Genomic DNA, 24,081 nt, shown 5'->3' with positions numbered 1-24,081 from the left:
ATATTATGATACGATTCCACTTGCTCCTACTCTTTCTATCTGTTGTACTGTATTCGCCAGCACAACAAATACACCATAACTGGTCTCTGGGCCCATTCGTGCGGCCGGAGGGCGTGAACCCCATTATCTCCCCTGATCCAAACACCACCTTCTTTGATCCAATGAGCAAACAGGAAATCGCTTGGGAGGCGGGTGACATTTTCAATCCTGCGGCTGTCGTAAAGGATAATCGCATATACGTCCTCTACCGCGGAGAAGACAAATCCGGCATGGGTATCGGCAAACGTACCTCCCGTATCGGGATTGCCGAAAGTAAAGATGGTATTCACATGAAGCGGGAGAAGAAACCTGTATTTTATCCCGACGAGGATGCACAGAAAGAAAATGAATGGCCCGGCGGTTGTGAAGATCCGCGTATTGCTGTCACAGCGGATGGTCTATATGTGATGCTTTATACCCAATGGAATCGGAAGGTGGCACGCCTGGCCGTGGCTACTTCGCGCGATTTAAAGAATTGGACCAAACACGGCCCTGCTTTCCAGACAGCGCATAACGGAAAGTTTAAGGATTTATTCTGCAAGTCGGGATCTGTCGTTACCAAATTAGAAAATGGTAAACAGGTCATCACCAAAGTCAATGGAAAATACATGATGTATTGGGGCGAGCGCTATATGAATATTGCTACATCGGACGATCTCATCAATTGGGTCCCCACCTTAAATGAAAAGGGCGATCTGGATTTGGTGGTCACACCACGCCGAGGTTATTTTGACAGTGATTTGACCGAATGTGGCCCTCCGGCTCTCTTAACTGAACATGGTATTTTAGTGTTGTACAACGGTAAAAATAAAGGTGGTGCCGGTAGAGATACAAATTATACGGCTAACACCTATGCTGCAGGACAGGTACTCTTTGACATCAATAATCCTTCGAAGGTTATCGGTCGGCTAGACACACCTTTCTTTGTGCCCACCGAGCCGTTCGAAAAAAGTGGACAATACCCGGACGGCACGGTGTTTATCCAAGGTCTTGCCTATTTTAAGAACAAATGGTTTCTATACTACGGTTGTGCCGATAGCCAGGTAGGCGTTGCTATCTATAATCCCAAAAACAGAAATTAATAAATAATCCTTTTACCAAAATCAATATGATGCTTAAAAAAACAATTTTATTTTTATTGACAATTTGTACTTTTCAGTTCTCATTCGCCCAACATAAAGAACTGACCGACTTTCCCGAAGGTTATGCTCCAGAAGAGGTTGGCAAACTTATCGCGTATCGTTTTGTGTATATGGGCAATGCCTTACATGCTGGAAAGTGGATAGGCTATCCGCAGACGTTTTATTGGAAAAGTGGACTCAACTTTGCCGAACTAACGCAGGACAAATATCTTACCTCGTATTTAAAAAATCGCTTTGAACTGCTGTTCGACAAGGACAAGGCATTACTTCCGATTAAGAACCATGTGGATCTGAACATGTTCGGTAGTCTACCTTTGACGTTATATCGTATCACGGAGGATAAGCGTTACATCGACCTTGGGTTACCCTATGCCGACACGCAATGGGAAGTGCCTGCGGACGCTAAAGCCGAAGAAAAGGCTTGGGCTAATAAAGGCTATTCTTGGCAGACACGCCTGTGGATAGACGACATGTATATGATCACCATCGTGCAGAGCGAAGCTTACAAAGTAACTGGCGATCGGAAATATATCGACCGTGCAGCTAAGGAAATGGTGCTTTATCTGGATGAGCTACAACGCCCGAATGGATTGTTTTACCATGCACCAGATGTTCCCTTTTATTGGGGACGCGGTAACGGTTGGATGGCCGCAGGTGTGACCGAACTGCTACGCTATTTACCAGAGGACAGCGAATATCGTCCACGTATTTTGGAAGGATATCGTAAAATGATGGCCAGTTTAAAACAATATCAACAACCGAATGGTATGTGGAACCAATTGATTGATGAAGCGGATTGTTGGGCAGAAACATCGGGATCAGCCATGTTTGCATACGCGTTCATCACCGGCGTGAAACAAGGTTGGCTGGATTCGAAAGAATATGCACCGGCAGCCCGTAAAGCGTGGTTAGCTTTGGTAGATTACGTTGATGAAAGGGGTAGTGTATCGGAGGTTTGTGTTGGTACAAACAAAAAGAACGATAAGCAATATTATTATGACCGCCCGCGCAGGACAGGTGATTTTCACGGACAGTTTCCTTATCTATGGTGTGTTAATGCTTTATTGGAAGAGTAAATAGTCACTAATGACGACGACAACGTCATCAGCAACCCGGACGGAAGTATCGCTTCGGCGGACGGAAGCGTCATATCGTTGGGCAGGAGGGTCATGTCGTCGTCCGCCGACATCGTTTCGTTGCCCTACCTGATGAAACTTCCGGCTATCTTTTTCGTGTCGACATACGGGATGATCATTCCGTTGTTCAAGGCAAACATGTTGCCGTATGCCGAAATCATGTCGGCGCACAGAAGTTGCTTCCCGGCACACGAAAGAATGAGAATGATGGACAGCAGCTTCGCTTCGGCATAGGGAAAAACGAATATCCCGGACAGGGAGATAAACATGAAGGCCTACTTGATGGTCTCGGTGGACAAATGTATCGCAATCCCATACAAAAGAACCGTGTCGTTGCTCGGCGTACTGTTCAAGTCGTACGACGAGATCACGTCGGTGTACGGGAAAACAGCGACGGCGTATTTCTTCGTGCCTTTGTACATGTACATGTGAATGCCTGCACAGTACATGTGAATACCTGCACGTAACAGGTCTGCTTTGTACCGGAACAAGGTCGACATGTCAAGTGAATTATTGATTATGTTCCGTGACTTTGCCGTCAGCTACAAGGATAACGTCGTCCACGCACGGAACATCGCCGAACAGTCCCGTGCGGTCATTGACCATTCAAAAGACATTTTTGTTATGTCAGGTAATAAGTTCGTTTTGATACTGTTCAAAACCAACGACTACAGGGACTTGTTAACTATGTCACTGTACATAGTCATTAAGTACATGGTGGGCGGGGCCATGTACATGTACAAAATAGCACCTTTGAAATTATCACAAAAAGAAACAGCGTACGGAAGTTATTGTCGTACGCTGCTTCTTATTAAAGGTAAACGCTATCGTGAAAACACTTAGAATCAAACTATTTCACCACCACCGGATGTATAGCATCACCAAAAATACGAATCACACCATCTGCGGAAAATTCCATATCGTTGATATAAGACGTGCGCGGCCCTACACTGTTTTCGTTGGCATGGGCATGGTAGATATATTTAAATCCACCATCAGGTGTAACGAAAGGAGCTCCATGCCCTGTCCCCACCAATCCGGTAGCAGCGGGCATATCCCGTCTTAAAATAGGATTACCTTCGTACTTCTTCCAAGGCCCTTTGGGCGATGTAGCCGTGGCATACCCGACAGCGTAATCCTTACTCTCGAAATGGTTAGCCGAGTACATCAAGTAGTATGTATCACCGCGTTTCAACACAGATGGTCCCTCCGCAATCGTTCCTTGCTTTCTTTCCCAAGAGTCTTGTGCACGGATACATTCGGTCAAGGTTTCTGGTTTAATACTTGTTAAATCATCGTTCATTTCCGCTACCCAAATCACATTACCACCCGTAAAGCGTACATAATAGAGGTAAGGCGTACCATCCTCATCAATAAACAAGTTCGTATCGATAGCTTTTTCACTCACAATAGGTTGTTTCACTTGCTGTATAAAAGGGCCTTCGGGCTGGCTAGATGAAGCTACGCAGATATGTTCATCTACCGAATAGAACATATAAAACCTATTTTTAGATTCCACGTAATATACCTCTGGAGCCCAGAACCATCTATCTCCCCAAGAGTTATCTGGAGATAGAGCCAAATGCTCGCTACGTCTCCAATGTTTTAGATCTTCCGATATATAGACTTCAAAACCATTGACACGTGTTCCATACGCATAGTATTTACCATTATGATACAAGACGTAGGGATCCGCAATAGGTAATTTATTTTCAACAACTTCATAGGATATTGGCGCATCGTTCTCGGCTGGGGTGGCTGTAACCGAAAGCGCTTCCGACTTCCTCCCATAATTATCCATAGCGACGACTGTAACTTTATAGGTAGCATAACGTGGCAATCTTAGTACATATGAACTTTTACTGGCACCGCTTGCCTGTACATAAGGCGTAACTGTATGCTCATTATCTGTACCTTCTTCTGTATAGGAAATCATCATAGAGACTGCGGCGGGAGGGTTATTCCAACTAAGTTTTAGCTCGTTTTTTTTCGTCGTCTCCTCTGCAATCAAGTTGGACACTTTTGCGACAACAACGATCTCCTGATTATCATCTTCTTTTTGGGTAGGTGCTACATTGCTGCTGCTTTTGCAAGACCAAAACAGTGCAAGCGCTAAAACAAAATATTTACTTATCATGATAATTGCATTTTTACGTTCTTCCTATTACTAAAACACGGGTATTTCTGTCAATACCGGAGAAGGCGTTCCATTGTCAACTATAGGCCATCCGTCACTGTCCCAATTCACTTTACCTAGCATTAAATTCCTAGATCCAACCGTGTTGTTTTCTTTAATATAACTATGGTACAACATCCAATCTACGCCATTTTTATCGGTGATAATACGTGCATTATGACCGGGCCCTATATACGTATCATTGCCTTGCAAGACGATCGGGTCAAAACCAGTAGCCCCCCAAGCATCAACGGTATTCATATCCACTCCTCCACGGCTCACGTAAGGCCCTGCGAGGTTCTGGGAGCGACCGACGACAACTTTGTAAGAACTATTAACCCCATCACAACAACCGCCTACGGAGGTAAATAGGTAATAGTAATTACCTCGTTTGTGGATGTAGGTCGCTTCAAAGGCCTTACCGCCAATTTTGGTTTTTTGCCCCATATCTTTTATGGCCATCCCATCTGCCGTTAGTTCGGTCATATATATCCCATTAAAACTTCCCCAAAACAGATAGCGCTTACCGTTCTCTTCATAAAAGCACGGATCAATGGAATTATGTACACCGATTTCCGTACTGATAAATAGTTTTCCATTGGGGTTACCAGCAGGTGGGACAAAAGGTCCCTGTGGAAGGTTCGAAACGCCTACACCTATACCACATTTTGCGCCTTCGCCCCACTGGGAGATGGAATAATACATGACATACTTACCGTCAAAATAGTTAATATCAGGAGCCCACATACCGGGGGCATCTTTTCCACTGACTACCTCGACAAAATTAGGTCTTGTGGTGAAAACTTCACTTGGTGGCCCAATGCTTCTCCAGTTAAAGAGGTCGGATGATCGATAGCCTCTGACACGGCCGGAAGTCACATAAGTATAGAACTCGTTTCCGACATGGATAACCGTAGGGTCTGCATAGCTTCCTGACATAACAGGATTCTTAATGGCTACAAAATCACCCTGTTTTAGGTTCACGGTATAACTACGTGACGATCCGTCTTCGCCCTCGATGGTGTATACTACAGGTTTCGTAAAATCATGCCGCTGCACACCACTCACTTGTTTTACGCCGTTTACTTTGACGGTTGCACCTCTCTCCGTTACGGTGAACGAAGGTGCCAAATCACTGATATTTATGTTCTTAGGAATTTCATTTTCATTAGAAATATCGCCTGTCTCTTCATTTATAACAGGCTGATAATTTTCCATTTCTTTTTCAGGAAAACTAAACGCCCGAAAGGAATTTACCATGACACCTTTGGTAATATTAACTGCATAGGAACGTTGCTTTGTTTCTCCGACAAAAAGGTCATAGATTATTTCTTTCGTAAAATCATTTCGTGTCTTGCCACTTTGCTGCAGCTCACCGTTAACCTTAAGGACAACATTTGCATGGTTTGTTTTGAATTCTGCAACTAATCGAGTAAGATTTACGTTAATTGGAAAAGTCTCTTTGTTACTGATGATATTCTTCACATTATTTACATGGAGCTCATGTTTTGTTGAATTCTGATCCCACACGGTGAATTGTGTGATTTCACCATCTTTAATCTTATTTTCTGATTCCTTACAGGCGATATTCATGAGCGAAAAAGCCGTTACAATAAGGTATCCGGCTAATAGTCGTTTTGATTTTTTCATATAGGTTTTTGAAAATTATTTTAGAAATAGTGATATAGGGCTATACTATTTTGATGTATAGCCCTATAGACAAGCAGCACTATCTTTTACCACTGGATCTGTTGATCTTCGTCTGGAATAAGCGTATTCAAATCACGTTGCATAGACAATGTGCCATCCGTAGAATACTTCACGCGTAAACCCGGTATGGATGTATAATCTTCAAACGAATAGGCAAATGAAAGCGTAATATAAACATGCTTTAAATATGGTTTGACGGCATCCCACTCTTCTTCCATGGTATAATAAATAGGTTGTTCAGTGATGAGTTTAAACGCATTGTTCTCCGCATTGTCGCTCCATACTTCGAGTTGACCTTCCTCTAAAAACTTAACAAATACTTTATAGTATTTACGATCGAGAAAATCAACATCACGCGTACCTGCATAAAAGAAAATGGTTTCTTCGTCAACGACATAAGCTCGGTGCTCATTTATGGTCAAGGCTTCATTCTTGTTGTCCTCCAGGTATATTTTATAAAAACTGCCGCTATACACACCCGAATACGTATTAAATGGTGTAATCCGCAACATGGCCCGTTTATAATGTTTATGTGGATTCACCTGATAATTTCCTGATGGATCCTCGAGGATCTGCAGTGGTAGTACCCATTTTTCCACTTCATCGATATCCGCCAAGGAAAACTCGATAGGTATCGTCACCAAACTCTCCCCTGCTGGTATGGTAACCGTTTCCGGCATACTATAAAAACTACTCGGTAGCTCCCGGAAAAACAACTCTTCCCGGTGCCCGAATTGCTCACGGTTAAGCGTCGCTAAGGTGTCGCGATCCAATCCGATACGGACAACACGATCCTGCGTGTTGGGTGTAGACCCACTTACCACAATCGGTAGTTGAAATGTAACTTTTCCGTCGGGCTTATAACGGACATAGGTCCAGGCTACCCCTTGTGTATTCGGTTCTGCCTTAAAGGAAACTAGCTGTTCATACTGTTCGTCTTCCCATTCATTGTTGCAGGACACGAAACCAATGAAGCCCGTGACCACTAAAAATAATATATATATCTTCTTCATCATATCTTCGAGATTATAAATTTATTATTCCGGCATTGTCCAGCCTGGATTTTGCGTCAGTTCTTTATTTCTTCTCAACTCATCCCAATGGATCGGCCAAAACCACATTTTCAACGTGAAGATGGATGGTAAGGACGGAATAGCTACTGGCGTATGGAAAAGCTCTTTCCTATCATCTGTTACCATTGCGTTACAACCATATATCGGTGCCGATTCCTCATCCGGTGCATCCGCCCATCGACGTAAATCAAAGTAACGGTGCCCTTCGGCGAACATCTCGATCTGTCGCTCTCGTTTCAATTTGATACGGAACTTATCTGCATCATTGTAAACTTCTTCCGAATAATCTGGTACACCCGCACGAATCCGAACAGGCTGGATACCTTGTTTCATTTCCGCAACACTTCGCGAGATGGTATGTGTTTTACTGCCGTCCCACGCTTCAACCGTATGGCTTCCATTCAATTCATTTAACGCTTCTGCATAGATCAACAAAACCTCAGTATACCGGATGGCTGGGTCAGGTTTATCTTCAATACGCGAAACGTCATACGAAGTAACGGTCGTGTTACTAATATCATTTGGATGTACATATTTCTTAACACCGACGCCGCTTCTTGGCCAATAAGTTGTATTTTTATAGCCGTTGGCGTATCCTCGATAGTAAAATACCTGCACATTGTTAACCTCTTCCTTACTAGCTTCTCCATTTAACAAGTGCCATGTAGCGCCATTATAACCAACAGAGGCATAGAAACGGGGCTCCCGTTGAACATATTGTTTGTGTACATCGACACCCAAAGGACCCAATTCGGGATAGCTGGAAAGTTCCTCTTGCTTAACCAGGCCAGAAGGTCGAGCTTCGGTATTGTATCGCCCTTCATAATTAGCTCTGCCTGCATACATATCATTCATGCCGGGTATATCTTTTCCATCGTTCATGTAGTAAGCATCCACTTGTTTTTGGGTCATACCATGAGAATTGTATCCCTTGCCCTCTAATCTTGGCAATTGATGTATCACCATCACTTTGATATTTTCGCCACCTTGGTTCTGCCCGCGTGTAAAAATCAATTCCGGATTTTGAAAAGCAGGAACAGTTCCATTGAACAGCGACCTATACGATTCGAAAGGGTCGATATCACGCCAGCCCATAGGCCAATTATTGTCGGAGAATTGTGCGTCATACGGTGGTGTAACGGTAGCAGGGTAAGCGATATCACCTGTAGTCCTTCTGTAAGAAACATACAGCTGATAACGACCAAGATCCATCACATCTTTTGCCGCGGCGGCGGCACGGGCCCATTTGGACTCATCATAAGTCGTCGACAATAGTGGTTTTCCTTGCTTATCTACCAATGCCGCTGCGACATCGGCCGGTGCTTTTCCATTGTAAAGCGGGCTTGCACCAAATAACAATACTCTGGCTCGGAGCGCTAAGGCCGCTCCACGTGTGGGTCTCGTAATCTGTTGGATACCGCGCGACATGGGTAGTGCCTTGGCCGCTTCCACCAATTCATCTGCGAGGTAATTAATACATTCCTCGTACGTATTCCGCGGTAACGCAATGTCATCGTAGCTTTTGGTATAATCAATTCCTTCATCCGGAAGTATCGGCACAGGACCGAACGTACGAAGCAGTACCCAGTAAAAGTAGGCTCTCAGAAAACGTGCTTGTGACTTCAAGTCTTCGCGTTCAAAATCTGAAAATTCTTGATTTAAATGAATGTTATTTATAAAAACCGTTGCCTGTCGGATGCCTTGGTAACCGGTGCCCCAAATCCCTTTATTCTCTCCACTAAGCCCGTTTTCGTCATATTGTCCTTTCCGCCACCGCGCGTATTCATCATTCTCATCACCGTAATACATATCGTCGGCAAAGTTAAACATGACCGACTTTTTGCTACTGACATCTTGCATGGCATTTGTTCCCAAGAAATAATATGCCCGTGCCAACCAACGCTCCGTATAATCCCGGTTACTAAAAACATCCTCCGTCGTCATGCGTTCATCAAAAAGGTAATCGGAATCTAAATATTTTTTACATCCGCCGGCAATAAGAATTAGCCCAACAACGGATAATAGTATAGTTATTCTTTTCATTTTTTTTATTTCGTTATAGATTAACGGTTACACCAAAAGCCAAGGTTTTACTTAACGGATACACTTTTCCAGTCGGGTTCCCCAATTCGGGATCCCACAGACTAAAAGGTGAAAATGTTAATAAATTTGTACCTGCAAAGAAAAGCCGTGCATTATTCACACGTATTCTGCTCACCAGCGCTTTTGGTAGAGAATACCCGATGTCTAACCGCTTTAAACGTATGTACGAACCATCTCGAATCCAAAACGTAGATCTGCGATAATTATTGGAATTACCCCCTTGACTTAACCGCGGGTATTCGGCATTTGGGTCCTCATTTTCGCCTAATATCCAACGATTGCTTTGCGCGAGATCATTGAGTATATTCCCCCAGCCGCTAGCTAGCTGAAACATGTACACCGAAGTGCCTTCAATAAAATAGCTAGACTTTCCGGCCCCCTGAAAGTGTACGTTGATATCAATGCCTTTCCAATTGGCTGAAACCCCGAAACCATAGATTAAATTTGGTCGTGTAGTTGCCCCAATCGACGCGATGTCCGCGTTATCTACTATACCGTCACCATTGATATCTTTGTATTTGATATCACCCGGCATGACTTCGCCAAAGGTTTGTCTGGGACTATTGCGGATATCGTCATAATCTTTAAAAAGGCCTAGTGCTATCAGTCCTCTTGCCTGATCCACCCGGTGACCTTTATCCAGCAAATAATCATATATGGTATTCTGTTCGTCTCTTTCTAAAATTTCGTTCTTACTATAGGTGATGTTACCGCGCAATGTAAAATCTACCGCATTCACCTTCTGCTTGAAAGCAATATGACCATCGAAGCCGCGCGCTTCGACCGCCCCAACGTTAGCAGAAGGATTTGTCCCGCTTTCCAGCCCCACATAGCCCGGCAGAAAATTACGTTGCATATAAATTCCCTCCCGTTTTTCATAAAAGAAATCTACCACACCATTAATGCGATCATTCAGAAACGAGTAATCAATACCTAGATCTTTCTTTGTTGCTATTTCCCAAGAGACGTCAGGAGAAGATATCGATGTATAACGCATGCCCGACCAAATATTGTTTGCACTATAATCACCATAATTATAACCTCCTGCAGGCCTTGGGATACCATTATCATAAATAATATCACCAGCGTCATTTCGGGCATACATCGTTTCAATATTATATAAATAAGGAAAACGCACCCCATTACCAAATCCTAACCGATCGTTTCCTGTTTTACCATGCGAATACCGAATCTTAAACATATCCACCCAATCCGCATCTTTTAGGAAGGGTTCTTCGGCCACATTCCATGCGCCGGAAAAAGCTGGAAAGAAGCCAAAGCGATAGTCCCGGTGGAAATTCTCTGATCCCGTATACCCAAAGTTAAAGTCTACGAAATAACGTTGGTCATAATTGTAGTTCACACGTCCAGACAATCCCTGTATCCTCCGTGCAATACCATTTTTCAAATCCGATCCGATTCCCTGAGTAAATACCAGTGAGGATTGCATATATTTAGCTATCGCACCAAAATTATGTTTACCAATCCCCTTGTTATAGATTAAATCCCACTCGAAAAAATCCCGTCTTTCACCATCTGAACCTGATGTTTGGGTCATCAATTGCTCTTCTTTTATGCGCTCAAACAATAAATCGCCATTGACATCCCGGTAACGATTTGCCTTCCATAGTTCTGGAAATTTATAGCGTCTGATATTATTCCAGTTCTTGGTATCGTAACCATAACGTCCTATAAATCGAAGACCTGGTGTGATAAAGTTCAAGTTTTGCTCCAAATTTAGAGTTGTCTGGATGTTATTTTGCCAATTCTCGTTGTATCCAGTCATGGTGGCCTGCACCCAGGGATTAAATCGATCACCTCCATCGTCGCCAAATGCCGGTATCTTACCGTTAGAATACATTAAGGGCTCCATAATCGGATTGTATCCCATTAAAGCCGTCCAAATAGCGTCACTCCCCACCCCGGGATCATTTTGCGTACGTAGGGACCCTGAAACACCTGCTCGTAACAACGTGGTTTTCGTAATATCCATATCGACTGTTAAACGATAGGTGTATCTTTTAAAGCCCGCATTGGTATTATAATCTTTTAACGCTTCATCGATTTTGTACATCCCTTGCTGATCCTGATAACTGCCGGAAACATAATACCGGGCGGTCTTTCCACCTCCACTGAAGCTTAGAACACTACGCTTGCTCCAAGCGGCATCCCGCATCAGGACATCCATCCAATCGACGTTCGCGAAACGATCCGTATCTAACCCATGCCGTAGAAGCTCCAATTCTGTTGGAGAATAAAATGGCTCTTGGTTTCTTGTCGTTCTCGCCTCGTTGGCCATGGATGCGTACGTGTAACCATCAACAAAATCGGGTAGTTTGGTAAACTGGCTGTAAAAACCTTCCGCGCGTGCATTGATGTTTACCTTACCGTCCTTCCCTTTTTTCGTATTGATCAATACGACTCCATTCGCACCGCGACTTCCATAAATGGCGGTGGCAGAAGCATCTTTGAGTACGGTGAAAGACTCGACATCTTCCACATTGATCTCGTTCATATCCCGCTCAAAACCATCCACTAAAACCAACGCGGCACTACTAGCCCCAAACGTGGAAATACTACGAATCCAAAAGTCCGAAACTTCGCCTGGTCTACCCGAGGATTGCATCGCCATGATTCCAGGTACTTCGCCAGCCAAAGCATCTGCCATCGATGTTGATGGATTATTCTTTAGCCGCTCCACGTCTACCGTCGTAATCGCCCCCGTTACCGCAATTCTACGTTCATTCCCGGTAGCGGTTACGACGACCTCGTTGATTACACTGGCATCGGATTCTTTCATCACGACATTAACTTGTGACTGCTCTTTCAACAGTACTTCGACCTTATCGTAACCGATATAGGTAAAAACTAGTGTTTGATAGCGTTTTAATTTTAAGCTGTAGCGGCCATCAACGTCCGTAATTGCTCCTAGTCCTGGTGCATTACTAACAGAAACATTCACACCGATCAGCGGATTCTTCCCGTCATCCGTGACGATCCCCGCTATCGTTACCTCTTCCTGAGCCGCCTGATCCTGTGCTGAGGAGATAAGGACGGTACCTAGAAAGATGACACATAATAATATTAAGTTTTTCTTCATCATAATTTATCATTAATCGTTATCGGTTGGTTCTTCTTCGTTTTCAGGAATTGCGTCGTCTTCGGTTTCTCTCGCGATTTTCCGGATGACTTTATTTTTACCACGCTCTCCTATGTAAAAACACTCTCGAGCTTCATCATATGCAATCGCTGCCGGTTGATCGAAACGTGTTTCCGCACGTAAATCGCCATTGGCATACCCAGCAGTACCGTTGTTACCCCGCCCCGCAAAAGTAGTCACCCGACCCTCTGGCGTCACCTTCCGGACAGCATGATTATTCATATCACAGAAATAATAATCGTACTGTTCACCGCCTTGTTCTTCATAGTCCGGATTCTTCACAAAAACACCCTGAACAGGACGATTTAAACGTGCAAAAGTCCCGACTCCATCCGCGTATCCAGCTTGCCCAGGCATTCCCGCAATAGGATAAGGATTTTTAAACGTTTTCCGTTCGTAATCGTATTCAGACTTCATAATATAATTCCGTTCAAAATTGGTTAAATAAGCATAGTCTCCCGAAGGATGAACGACCATGAATATGGCATTTGCAGAATATGCACTTGGAAACGCCGCTACGACTTTCTGTTCCTCAAAGTCGTACCGGAAGATGCTATTCGCACGGAAACCAGAATAATACAATTCACCATTTTTAGGATGAACCATAAGACCATTCACACCACGTGCATTTACGGGAATAGGATTTCCCGGTGCCTTGAAGCCGTTCGCTCTCGAGAAAATATGATGTGCCACTTTCGTATCACTAGCATGATTTTCCGGAACAATCAAATCCTGGTTGCCGTCTATCCGCCAAGCGATGGCAGATACTCGTGGTAATCCAGTACGAAAATAACTGACGTATTCGTTCTTCAGATCTACTAGTCTCGCATTTTTATCCTCTGCCACTACATACATGTGATCAGGATTTTGCGGATCAAATGCGAACCAATTCATTTTTTCAAACCCACCACAGTCGTCAAATGGCCCTTCCTTTTCTTCGAACTGGTTGGTTACCTCATAAAACTGCCCTGCAAGGGTAGAAGACAACAATTTCTTTATATAAACAAACGCCTCCTTGGCCTCCGTACGCGCCACTTCTTCTCCTCCTCTATCCAATACGGAAACCTTTATATCGCCATCAAAGGCTCCTTGTGGGACCGTACAATACAACGTGCCATTCTTTACATTGATGACGGGCGCTTGCTTGCCACCGATAACTACGTTAACGCGGGAACGATCGCTGCCGAAATTATCACCATAAAGGATCAAATTGCTCCCTGCCCCTCCCTCTTTCGGGAGAAAATCCGTCACGGTGACCGGTTTCGAAGGATCAAAATCTACAACAGAATCTTCATCACTACTCTCCTTACACTGCACAAAGCAAAGCATTACCATGGAGAGCCATATTGCATGGAATGACCTCCACCTCTTACTCATTTTCTCTACTTTCATATACATTTTATATTGGTTAAAATTTTATTCTACATACTAGCTATAGTACTACTATTGGTTCTTTGTATTATTTCCTGATGTTCTTTAATTAAATATTTAGTTTACGTTATATAATTGTATTATTACTCCCTCTGCAGACGAAGCATAAACGCGGTAAATAAAGCTGCTACCGTTCTTACGCAACGTTTATATCTTTTTTTAAACAAGTGTGATTATTCGATTTACCTAGTTAGTCGGCGTTATTTCATCATCACTATTTTCGAGTTCTAATTGCTGATACAATGTTAGAGAAAGGCGGTTGCATTAATCTGTTAAATTGTCTCATTTTTTTGCATAATCGTATCAATCAGTAATACATAAAAAAAGCGATGAGATAAAATCTACATCGCTTTCTATTAACCCAGATAGGTTGAATGCTTAATGCTGAATACCAAACTGATAGATCGTGGTGCTTGTATATTTAGTGTCTGGCTCCAAGATTGTTGTCGGCCATTCCGGCTTATTCGGTGAGTCGGGGTAATGCTGAGGTTCTAAGCAAATGCCCGTCTGCTTATGATAAGTAATCTGGCCTTTACCCATTCGTGAACCATCCAACATATTGCCCGTGTACACCTGCATACCCGGTTCTGTCGTATACACATCAAGCGAGATACCTGTAACAGGCGAATATACTGCTGCTGCCACATGTCCTAAGTTTCCATCTGTACGGAGAACATAGTTATGATCAAACCCTTGTGCAAGCTGTAACTGTTGATGCAAGCTGTTGCGCGCCAATGCTTCCTTAACCGAGATAGGCTTTGTAAAATCAAATGGGGTAGATGCCACAGTCTCTATCGTACCCGTAGTGATGAGTTCTTCATTCAAGGGCGTGTAGCCATCGGCATTAACCAAAAGCACATGATCTAAAATCGGATTTTCGGGGTTACCGGACAAATTAAAGAAACTATGGTTCGTCATATTGATAACCGTTTTCCTATCAGTTTCTGCCAAATAATCTATTTTCAAGGCATTGTCGTCGCTTAAGCTAAAGGTCACTTTTACTTGAACCTCGCCCGGAAATCCAGCTTCCCCATCTTTCGAGACATAACTTAATATAAGCGAATTATCCGCAGGCTGTTCGGCGTCGAACACTTGGCTACGCCATCCCTCTGCCCCGCCGTGAATCGTATGTTCACCGTCATTGACATCTAATGAAATCGTGTCTCCATCCAATACAAATTTCCCGTAAGCAATTCTGTTTGCGAATCTTCCAACAGTGGCACCAAATGACGATGGCTTGTCTACATATTCGTGTATGTTGTCAAAGCCTAGCACGACATCTTGAAGCTGTCCATCACGATCCGGCACCAATAAGGAGACTATTCGACCACCATAATTTGTTATACAAACCTCTGCGCCCGATTTATTTCGCAAGGTAAATAAATCCGTTTCTTGACCGTTTACAACACGTTGAAAATTTTTCCGTTCGAGTCCTGAAGCAGTTTTCTGTTCTTCAACATTACTTTGGCATGCTCCGACGAGCACCACCATCAATACCGAAAATAGGTTTATTTGATTTTTCTTCATTCGTTTATTTTAAGTTTCTCAATATTAAAGATTTTCTTTAACATTTTGGATCAATTGAAAAGAAACGCATTATAAAGACATATCCGGAGAATTCCAATCAAAATCGTCTCATTACAATAGGAATTTGTCTCAAAGACTCTTTAGCCTTGTCGATTATAAAAACTTCTGCTATTTTTATGAGATAAACCTGTTTACATGTTAACAAGAATTTGGCTTTTTTTCTTTTTTTGTGCTTTCTCCTTACGACTAGCTGCCTCACCCTATTATTTCAATCATTTCCAAGTAAACCGTGGATTATCCAATAACGCTATATTATGCAGTGTACAGGATAACGACGGATTTATCTGGTTTGGTACACGGGATGGATTGAATCGATTTGATGGATATCGCTTCAAAAATTTTTTCCACGAATCGGAAAATGAAAAAAGCCTGGGGAGCAACCTCATCCATAGCCTTATGGTGCGCAACACAAATGAGATCTGGGTGGGAACCGACCAAGGCATCTATATCTATGATCCGCAACGAGAGGAATTTTCACTTTTTGACAAGGTTTATAAAAGCGAAAGCTTGCAGATCTCCGAAGACCTTCAGGGAAATATTTGGTTTATTTCCAATAGTAGCCTGCACAAATACGACCCAAAAACACAAATAGTTGATAAAACCTACGCAGAGCGATGGAAGGAAAAAACGCATGCCTTCTGTATCGATCATAATAATGAAGTCTGGATAGGGTTAAAAGAGAGTATTTGCAACTTGAGCAGCGGAAAAGAATATACATTTTCCAACGACAAGCAATTCACAGGCGGTGTGGAGGAACTTTTTGTCGACGAGAATAACGATATATGGATTGGCACATCCCATCATGGGGTTTACAAATGGAACCGAAAAGACAATAAAACGCAACACATTATCAAAAACATTGGCAATAAACCACTTTATGTGCGGGAAATAGCGCAAGTAAACGAAAATCAACTCTGGATTGGAACGGAAAGCGGATTATTCGTGCATGAAATGAAGACCAATAAAACAACACATATTATCCATGAAAAGGACAATCCGTGGAGCCTTTCCGATAATGCTATTTATGCGGTTATGAAAGATAGCCAAGATGGGATATGGATTGGTACCTTTTTTGGCGGAATAAACTATTATCACCCCCAGCATAATCTATTTGAAAAGATCTTTCCCCGTAACTCGCCCAATTCGATTGGCGGGCACGCTGTCAGAGAGATTGTAGAGGATAACGAACAAAATCTTTGGATAGGCACGGAGGATCAAGGACTAACGTACTGGGATCAAAAAAACAATAACTTCATGAATTTCGGCCCAGAAAATGGTTTGGCACATAGCAATATACATGGCTTGCTCATCGCAGGAGACAGCTTACTTATCGGCACATTTTTCCAAGGACTTGACGTCATTGATATACGACAAAAGAAAGTGATCAAACATTTTGATTCCAACAATACGCATCAAACACTCAAGAGTAACTTTATTTATCATATCTATAAAACATCCAAAGGCAAAATTCTCCTAGCAACTGCTCCGGGAATTTTTCAATTTATTCCGGGCGAAGATCGTTTTGTTCCCTTTAAAGGTGTGCCCGGTCATGTGTTCTTTACGTCTATTTTTGAGGATAAGGAGCATAACTTATGGTTCTCCACTTGGCGCGACGGACTATACAAATTAGATCCGAAGGAAGACAAACCGACACGTTTTGTACATGACCCAAAAGATCATTCTACGATTAGTGGCAATCGGGTGACTCGTGTATTTCAAGACTCAAAAGGACAGATTTGGGTCGCTACAGAGAGTGGCTTATGTATTTACGATAAGAATAACCAATCTTTCAGACGTTTTACCTCAAAAGATGGACTGCCGAGCAACCTCATCTTGGCGATGGAGGAAGATAACGGAGAAAATCTGTGGATATCGACAACCAAGGGATTAGTGAAGATGGATATTGGGTCTTATAGAATTGAAACCTATAATTTAGAACACGGTTTATTGGATCTCCAGTTCAATTATAATTCCGCTTTCAAGGACTCTAAGGGATTGCTCTACTTTGGAGCATCGAAAGGACTGATCAGATTTGACCCCTCGTCAGTCACCGATTTATATAAAACGGATTTTGACACGCCCATCTACATCACCGGTATCCAGACAAACCAGCAAGAACTGACTATAAACGACAAAAGCAGCGCGCTGTCAAAATCTATTTTGTATACTAACAAAATAAAGTTAAAATACGACGAATCAACCGTTAGCCTTGATTTTGTTGCTTTAAATTTTGCCTCTGCAAATGCGACCTCTTACTTGTATCGGCTAGTAGGACTAGACACGACATGGACTTTTTTAAGAAATAACACTAAAGCAAATTTCACAAAGATTCCCCCTGGCAAATATACCTTTGAAGTCATGGCTGCTGACGCCAATAGAATGCCGATTTCAAAAGTAAAATCGCTAGAAATAGTTATACTCCCCCCTTTTTGGGCTAGTGTTCCAGCTTATATTATTTACGCACTATTGACTATGGGCTTAATAGGCGCATTAATTTATCGTTACGATCAGAAGATGAAAGAGAAGAATAGACAACGGTTAGAAAAAATCAGAGCACATAAAGAAAAGGAATTGTATAAAGCTAAAATGGATTTCTTCATGCAGATAACCCACGACATCAAAACACCATTAACGCTTATCAAAGCGCCACTGGAGAAAATAATGTTGGGTACCGAGCCTAAAAAATCAGAAAAGTGGTTAAGAACCATCCATCAAAACACGGAAAAACTACTTCTAATGACCGATAATTTACTGGACTTCAGAAAAGTAGAAAGCGATCATTTTTCTTTAAAACTTAAAAAACAATCCGTGAGCTCCCTTATTTCAATCTGTTTACAAGATTTTGCCCCATTAATTGAAAGCAAGCAAATCAAATTGACCAAATCACTAGACAAAACCTTATATGCCGATGTCGATATTGAAGCCATGTATAAGATTCTTTCTAATTTATTGTCAAATGCTATCAAATATGCCGAAAAGGAGGTCTATATAAATCTTTATAAAATAACAGAAAAAGCAAACTTCTGTATCGAAATAAAAAACGATGGTATCTTGCTTTCCGACGAAGAGATGACGCAAATATTCGAGCCATTTCAACGCGCCAGTTCACATTATCGGGTAAAGGGTTCGGGATTAGGCCTGGCGTTAGCTTTCTCGTTTGCTTCTTTGCACGGTGGAACGCTGGCTTATAAGAAGAATTCCGAAAAATTGAATATATTTGTTTTGGAGATACCATTATAAATGCTATGCATATTGATTTGGAAACAGGAAAGTCTATTATTTTATTAGCGGATGACCACGTGGACATATTAGACTTTATAGCGGACGATTTAGAGGATAAGTATGAAGTGGTAAAAGCCCACAATGGAAAAGAGGCTTTAGAATACGTTTATGCGCATGATGTTGACTTAATTGTCAGCGATATCATGATGCCCCAATTAAACGGTTACGAGTTTTGCACCAAACTCAAAGAGGACGAAAAATACAGCCATATACCTTTTATTATGCTAACGGCAAAAAACAGTCTGCAATCTAAAATAGAAGGATTGGAATATGGAGCAGATGCCTATATTGAAAAGCCTTTTTCGCCTAACTTTCTAGAGGCGCAGATAGCGAGCTTATTACGTAATAGAAAACATGTAAAAGATCATTTCCAACGGACACCTAACAGTCCTCTGGACGTCAGCGGGCACAACAAGTCTGACCAAGCGTTCTTAAAAAAGCTCAATAAGCTTATTTTAGAAAATATGGCGGATCCTACACTTTGCGTCGACATGTTGGCGGATCGATTGTATATGAGTAGACCGACTCTCTATCGAAAGATAAAGGTGTTATCAGATTTATCTCCAAATGAATTAATAAATCAAACACGATTAAACAAGGCCTCTCAGCTATTGTTGGATGGAGAGCACAAAGTTTATGAGATCGCGAATCTTTTGGGGTTCAGCACTGCATCACATTTTTCCCGTAACTTCCAAAAACAATTTGGAATCAGTCCCAAAGATTACGCCGCAAAGCATAAATAGATATCAAAATAAGAAAAAGCTCGAATAGTTTTACTATCCGAGCTTTCTTCTTAAAAGTTGTAAAGGGGGATTATATCATTATTCAACTACATGATTATATAACACTTCATGCATTTTCTTAAGCTCTGCTTCTGGAATTTTAATAATTTTTCTATCGTACGTCATCAAACCATTTGTTTCCACTTCTACATCCGTTGTCTGCGTATAGACGCCGGCAGATAATCCGCGCTTAATTAGCTCATTCAGATCTGTCACCAATTCCTGATAACGCTTGGTAAGCTCTTCTTTATTTTTAAACGATTGATAACCCCAGTTGTCTTTCTCCTGCCAAGTATGACCTTCTACCGGTAACCCTAACCCGCCAAACTCGCCCAACGCCAGTATGAATTTGTCGCCAAAAAGATTCGGATCGGGCATGGCAGCACCTGGATAGTTATGGATGTCCAAAATATGTCCGATAAAGGCGAAATTCCCCCCACTGGCGCTATTCACCAAACGGGATGGATCATAGTTCATCGTCCATTCCGTAATTTCTTTCGTTTTGAACTGTCCCCATGCTTCATTGAAAGGTACCCAAATCACAATACTCGGAAAGTTATGTAATGCATCCATGATCGCCTTCCATTCTTTTTTATAGATCGCTTCGGATTCAGGTGTGCGATCCTTATCATGAATACCATTGGAAATTTTACCGGGCTGCATATCCCAGATATTTCCACCAAGATCACCACTCGGCATATCTTGCCAAACCAAAATACCAAGGCTATCACAATGACGGTACCAGCGGGCAGGTTCGACTTTGATATGTTTACGGATCATGTTAAAGCCCATCTCTTTCGTTTTGACAACGTCAAACTTCAAGGCCTCATCACTTGGAGGTGTATGTAAGCCATCTGGCCACCAACCTTGATCTAAGGGTCCATAATGGAACACAAACTCATCATTCAAATACATACGCTGAACACCATCGCTCCCCTTCTTCATGCTTATTTTTCGCATAGCGAAATAGCTTTTCACCTGATCGATAACCTTTTTACCACGTAGTAATTTGATTTGCAGGTCATAAAGCTTCGGATTTGTAGGACTCCATAAAGTCAGATTGTTCACGGATAAAGCCGATTCTTGGTTTAAAGCGAGTTGTTGTTCGCCAATCTTCTGCGCGCCATCATAAATCTCCACCAGCAACTCATCTCCTACTTTTGCTCCTTCTACTTCAGCAGCAAAATGTAGTAACGATTGGTCTACATCAGGGGTATGTTTTGTATTTACAATATAACTTTCGGGCACATTTTCCAACCAGACAGTTTGCCATATCCCCGTTACAGGGGTGTACCATATCCCATGTGGATTATTGATCTGTTTTCCACGAGGCTGTGGTCCTTCGCTTGTCGGATCCCATACGCGTACCACAATTTCTTGATCCACACCTTTTTTTAACGCGTCTGTGATATCAAAAGAGAAGGGATCGAACCCCCCTTCGTGTTGACCGATATGCTGTCCATTTACATATACATCACATTGCCAGTCTACCGCACCAAAATGTAACAAGGCACGCCCTTTCCGAAAAGCCTTGGGTACGGATATCGTTCGGCTGTACCATAAGGCTTTGTCTTTTCCAACTTCCTTTCCTACACCAGATAAGGCGGATTCAATTGCAAAGGGTACCAATATATCCCCCTCCCAAGATGTTGGTTTTTCGGAAACGGATTTGTCTACAATGGTATACTTCCATAATCCATTTAAATTTTTCCAATTGTCCTTACGTTCCAACTGTGGTCTGGGGTATTCCGGATGCGGATTCGCTGGATCCAGGTGTTCACCCCAGGTGGTTAAAATTTTGTCCCCTGCTGGTTTCCAATCCTGCGCTTGTGCGGCGAACCAGCTCGTCGTGACTAAACATGCTAATGCAAAAAATCGCTTCATTATTGTTTCTATTTTGATTTCCCGGTTTATATTCCAAAAATGCAATATAAAGAAAACAAAACCTTGACCTTTTAATTCAAAATAGCATCAAATCGTCTCAATGTCCCTTACTTCCCCATTGCTCAGCGAGCAATTTCATATAAAAGCCACCCACAACACTTCTTGCTTTAAAGTTTTCGCGGATACCGGTAGTACTATCATAGAAGTCATTCAGCGGAACACGTGTAGGAGCTTCCAGTATAAAACGGTGTAGCGGATCGATAAACTTTTCAAAAGTTTTCCGATCATCTGCCAAGGTTGCTGTCCATACAATCCAGTCATTTTTAGTATAATTTTTGCGACTATCAAGGGGCAGGCCAAAGCGATTCATACGCGGTAGATAATAGGCAAGCTCTTTAGCCGCAACTTCTTTAGGAAACAAATTAAAACCCAAAACTTTATCCCAAATTAGATTATATTTCTGACTCCAGGTATTTGGATCATCGAACGTTAGCGCATAGTGATCGCCACCATCTGCTAAGTCCATCCATTTGGGCACCATCTCCTCGGCGATCTTCCGGTAACGGTCGGCAACATCCTTCTTTCCTAACATATCAGCCAATCGGGCATAACTTGCTATTCCCATAATAGCTTTCAACGAAAGATTAGCATTGCGTGCAAGATGACCAGCGAAATCGTCCGTACAGAGCTGTGTTTTCGGATCCAATCCTTCTTTCACCAGATAATCGGTCCATTGGGTTAAAACCTGCCAATGTTTTTCGGCATATTGTGCATTTCCTTGTGCACGGGCTATTGCAGCTGTCATAATCAACATATTCCCAGATTCTTCTACCGGCATCGGCTCGCCATATGTCTGTCCGTTTGCCCAGGGATAGGTTCCCAAATCGTGTGCCGCCCATGGGTGTGGATATTTCCCACTTTCACTGAAATAGAAAATACCATTTAGCATTCCCTGTAACAAAACAGGATTATATATTAAATATAATGGTGATGAGGGATAGGTTACATCCACCGTATTAATAAAGCCTCCACTATTATTTTCTTTCGAAAGCCATAGTACTTCTCCTGTCGGACTTTCAACCAGCGTATGTGCTGCAATACTTTGCCGATAGGCCAAAACACAAAGATGGGCATATTCTTCGCCACCCGCTTGTGCCACCTGGCGTCGCAATGTACTGTCAAAAACCGTGCACCGCTGTATCAATTTTTCATAGTCCTTTACCGCAGCATGTAATTGTGTCTCGAAAGAACGATTGCCATTTTTGTTCCACCAAGGACGTAAATCCGCATGGAAATACTGAATGGCATATACTTCATCGTATCCGATGGTCAGAAAGCGATTGGCAGGAGTAGCACCTACCTGATCTAACGAAATTTCGGTATGCAGCGTCAACGATTTTCCTTGATAGGCGTTGTCATAGCCAGATATAAACTGTTTGACATTTCTGTCTGTGGGTACAGCCACATATAAGTGTCCCCAATCTATACGCATATCGTCAGCTCCCTTTTGTAATATGGGTTGCTCAACCGTACCCACTTTCAGTATAGAGAGCGTTCCGTCTTTATAGACCTGTCCTTTTACTTCCTGTTGATCAGCCATATAAACCGCTATATCTGACGATACTTCCTGATGTATCTTAACGTCATGTTTTTTTCCATCCTTCGCCAGCACTTCGTAGGAGACATAGGAGACAGGTCGCGCAAGAAGGTCAAGATCATCCATTAACAATGGTGACGTGAAGGTAACGCCCAGTTCAACGCCCCCACAATCAAATCTATACATCGTCTGTGTAGCATGCACATCTACTGAAATCTGCTTCGCAACGGCTACATCTGCCTTATCGGATGCCACGCTGTGTACCAAATCAACATCTAAGAAGCGACCGCCTGCTGTATTTTTCAAGTGAATAGCTAGGACATTTTTACCCTCGCGTAAAAGTCCTTTCGCTTTAGACGAAATATCGAAATATTCGAAACGATTATTCCAACCGTCTTTCTTAAACACAAGAGTACCATTTAAATATACTTCAACATTATCATCATGATGTAATTTCAAGAATAGCGGTTCGTTTTCATCTATTTTTCCAAGAGAGAATTCCCGTCTTACCCAGATATCATCTGATTCCCAAAAAGTACCCGATATAGCTTTATTGTCTGAGATTGGCAACACGCCTTCCTTCCAATTCGCATCTTCAAAGGCCAATCCACTCCATCCGCCATTTTGAGCTTTCTCTATATATTTTATCCGAGTTTTACCGTCCGCTGTAGCGTGGGGTATTATCGTTTGGTAACGGGGAGCGTTCTTACCCATAAAACGGTATAGGACACCATCCACTTCAAGATAACCTGTTAATCCATGCGCAACACCGGTCCAATGCTCAGTGGCTTTATCTGTCAAGAGATCGCTAGTCGACCAGATACTGAAATTCGGATTATGTGTAATCAAGGGATAGGCCGGTGCTTTTCGAACTTGATTAACCTGTCCATAGGTCGTTAATATGCATAAAATAAAGACGAATAACCCTGCACCGACATACTTCCCGTTTCTTATAAAATTTTGAACTTCTACCATATTG

16 protein-coding genes are annotated in these 24,081 nt (G+C 42.4%); 6 read left to right on the top strand and 10 right to left on the bottom strand.

The features are described 5' to 3' along the window. The first annotated feature begins 5 nt into the window (after positions 1-5). Together H8B06_RS09560 and H8B06_RS09555 are read left to right on the top strand one after the other, a co-directional pair. Positions 6-1,121, top strand: coding sequence for a glycoside hydrolase family 130 protein (locus H8B06_RS09560; RefSeq protein ID WP_190994059.1), 1,116 nt, complete (start codon positions 6-8; stop codon positions 1,119-1,121). Between the two features lie 26 nt (positions 1,122-1,147). After that, the gene (locus H8B06_RS09555) at positions 1,148-2,257 is read left to right on the top strand and encodes a glycoside hydrolase family 88/105 protein (protein WP_223857589.1); all 1,110 of its coding nucleotides are present in this window, start codon (positions 1,148-1,150) and stop codon (positions 2,255-2,257) included. Here the strand turns inward: H8B06_RS09555 and H8B06_RS09550 are convergent. Next, on the bottom strand, positions 2,243-2,488 hold the full coding sequence (locus H8B06_RS09550) for a hypothetical protein (RefSeq protein WP_190994058.1): 246 nt from the start codon (positions 2,486-2,488) through the stop codon (positions 2,243-2,245). The two genes, H8B06_RS09555 and H8B06_RS09550, sit on opposite strands and share 15 nt — an antisense overlap. Before the next feature lie 5 nt (positions 2,489-2,493). Between H8B06_RS09550 and H8B06_RS09545 the strand changes: the two genes are divergently transcribed. Continuing rightward, a complete protein-coding gene (locus H8B06_RS09545; RefSeq protein WP_190994057.1) occupies positions 2,494-2,784 on the top strand; it encodes a hypothetical protein in 291 nt (96 codons plus the stop codon). 31 nt (positions 2,785-2,815) lie between these two features. Next, the gene (locus tag H8B06_RS09540) at positions 2,816-3,160 is read left to right on the top strand and encodes a hypothetical protein (protein WP_190994056.1); all 345 of its coding nucleotides are present in this window, start codon (positions 2,816-2,818) and stop codon (positions 3,158-3,160) included. 7 nt (positions 3,161-3,167) lie between these two features. Here the strand turns inward: H8B06_RS09540 and H8B06_RS09535 are convergent, their stop codons facing one another. From H8B06_RS09535 to H8B06_RS09505, 7 genes are all read right to left on the bottom strand, one after another. Beyond that, the gene (locus H8B06_RS09535; protein WP_190994055.1) at positions 3,168-4,454 is read right to left on the bottom strand and encodes a family 43 glycosylhydrolase; all 1,287 of its coding nucleotides are present in this window, start codon (positions 4,452-4,454) and stop codon (positions 3,168-3,170) included. Between the two features lie 30 nt (positions 4,455-4,484). Beyond that, positions 4,485-6,143, bottom strand: a complete 1,659-nt coding sequence (locus H8B06_RS09530; protein WP_190994054.1) for a family 43 glycosylhydrolase — start codon at positions 6,141-6,143, stop codon at positions 4,485-4,487. A gap of 86 nt (positions 6,144-6,229) precedes the next feature. Then, entirely contained in the window at positions 6,230-7,219 is a 990-nt protein-coding gene (locus H8B06_RS09525; protein WP_223857588.1) for a DUF4973 domain-containing protein, read from the bottom strand. A gap of 21 nt (positions 7,220-7,240) precedes the next feature. Further along, entirely contained in the window at positions 7,241-9,319 is a 2,079-nt protein-coding gene (locus H8B06_RS09520) for a RagB/SusD family nutrient uptake outer membrane protein (protein ID WP_190994053.1), read from the bottom strand. Between the two features lie 13 nt (positions 9,320-9,332). Continuing rightward, entirely contained in the window at positions 9,333-12,482 is a 3,150-nt protein-coding gene (locus H8B06_RS09515) for a SusC/RagA family TonB-linked outer membrane protein (RefSeq protein WP_190994052.1), read from the bottom strand. Between the two features lie 9 nt (positions 12,483-12,491). Beyond that, positions 12,492-13,931 carry an IPT/TIG domain-containing protein gene (locus H8B06_RS09510; protein ID WP_190994218.1) on the bottom strand — a complete coding sequence of 480 codons (1,440 nt, stop codon included), beginning with the start codon at positions 13,929-13,931 and terminating at the stop codon, positions 12,492-12,494. A gap of 417 nt (positions 13,932-14,348) precedes the next feature. After that, the gene (locus H8B06_RS09505; protein WP_190994051.1) at positions 14,349-15,497 is read right to left on the bottom strand and encodes an aldose epimerase family protein; all 1,149 of its coding nucleotides are present in this window, start codon (positions 15,495-15,497) and stop codon (positions 14,349-14,351) included. Positions 15,498-15,692: 195 nt separating this feature from the next. On the opposite strand from H8B06_RS09505, the gene H8B06_RS09500 reads away from it, so the two are divergent. Together H8B06_RS09500 and H8B06_RS09495 are read left to right on the top strand one after the other, a co-directional pair. Further along, entirely contained in the window at positions 15,693-18,797 is a 3,105-nt protein-coding gene (locus H8B06_RS09500) for a ligand-binding sensor domain-containing protein (RefSeq protein ID WP_190994050.1), read from the top strand. 5 nt (positions 18,798-18,802) lie between these two features. Next, on the top strand, positions 18,803-19,582 hold the full coding sequence (locus H8B06_RS09495; protein ID WP_190994049.1) for a response regulator transcription factor: 780 nt from the start codon (positions 18,803-18,805) through the stop codon (positions 19,580-19,582). Between the two features lie 78 nt (positions 19,583-19,660). Here the strand turns inward: H8B06_RS09495 and H8B06_RS09490 are convergent, their stop codons facing one another. After that, positions 19,661-21,505: a glycoside hydrolase family 2 protein gene (locus H8B06_RS09490; protein WP_190994048.1), complete on the bottom strand. Its 1,845-nt coding sequence runs from the start codon at positions 21,503-21,505 to the stop codon at positions 19,661-19,663. Positions 21,506-21,602: 97 nt separating this feature from the next. Then, positions 21,603-24,077 (bottom strand): glutaminase domain-containing protein, encoded by a 2,475-nt coding sequence (locus H8B06_RS09485; protein WP_190994047.1) that lies wholly within the window; start codon positions 24,075-24,077, stop codon positions 21,603-21,605. Between the last annotated feature and the right edge of the window lie 4 nt (positions 24,078-24,081).

Origin of the sequence: Sphingobacterium micropteri (assembly GCF_014692515.1) — a bacterium.
GTDB classification, from domain to species: Bacteria; Bacteroidota; Bacteroidia; order Sphingobacteriales; family Sphingobacteriaceae; genus Sphingobacterium; species Sphingobacterium micropteri.
Note: the sequence above shows the minus strand (reverse complement) of the source record. Positions and strands in the feature narration are given on the sequence as shown.

What these genes read in the sequence shown, in the direction of transcription:
- H8B06_RS09560 (WP_190994059.1), top strand. Translation starts at nt 6, where the DNA reads ATGATACGATTCCACTTGCTCCTACTCTTTCTATCTGTTGTACTGTAT.
- H8B06_RS09515 (WP_190994052.1), bottom strand. Translation starts at nt 12,482, where the DNA reads ATGATGAAGAAAAACTTAATATTATTATGTGTCATCTTTCTAGGTACC.
- H8B06_RS09510 (WP_190994218.1), bottom strand. Translation starts at nt 13,931, where the DNA reads ATGAAAGTAGAGAAAATGAGTAAGAGGTGGAGGTCATTCCATGCAATA.
- H8B06_RS09520 (WP_190994053.1), bottom strand. Translation starts at nt 9,319, where the DNA reads ATGAAAAGAATAACTATACTATTATCCGTTGTTGGGCTAATTCTTATT.
- H8B06_RS09540 (WP_190994056.1), top strand. Translation starts at nt 2,816, where the DNA reads ATGTCAAGTGAATTATTGATTATGTTCCGTGACTTTGCCGTCAGCTAC.
- H8B06_RS09500 (WP_190994050.1), top strand. Translation starts at nt 15,693, where the DNA reads ATGTTAACAAGAATTTGGCTTTTTTTCTTTTTTTGTGCTTTCTCCTTA.
- H8B06_RS09485 (WP_190994047.1), bottom strand. Translation starts at nt 24,077, where the DNA reads ATGGTAGAAGTTCAAAATTTTATAAGAAACGGGAAGTATGTCGGTGCA.
- H8B06_RS09490 (WP_190994048.1), bottom strand. Translation starts at nt 21,505, where the DNA reads ATGAAGCGATTTTTTGCATTAGCATGTTTAGTCACGACGAGCTGGTTC.
- H8B06_RS09505 (WP_190994051.1), bottom strand. Translation starts at nt 15,497, where the DNA reads ATGAAGAAAAATCAAATAAACCTATTTTCGGTATTGATGGTGGTGCTC.
- H8B06_RS09530 (WP_190994054.1), bottom strand. Translation starts at nt 6,143, where the DNA reads ATGAAAAAATCAAAACGACTATTAGCCGGATACCTTATTGTAACGGCT.
- H8B06_RS09495 (WP_190994049.1), top strand. Translation starts at nt 18,803, where the DNA reads ATGCATATTGATTTGGAAACAGGAAAGTCTATTATTTTATTAGCGGAT.
- H8B06_RS09525 (WP_223857588.1), bottom strand. Translation starts at nt 7,219, where the DNA reads ATGATGAAGAAGATATATATATTATTTTTAGTGGTCACGGGCTTCATT.
- H8B06_RS09535 (WP_190994055.1), bottom strand. Translation starts at nt 4,454, where the DNA reads ATGATAAGTAAATATTTTGTTTTAGCGCTTGCACTGTTTTGGTCTTGC.
- H8B06_RS09555 (WP_223857589.1), top strand. Translation starts at nt 1,148, where the DNA reads ATGATGCTTAAAAAAACAATTTTATTTTTATTGACAATTTGTACTTTT.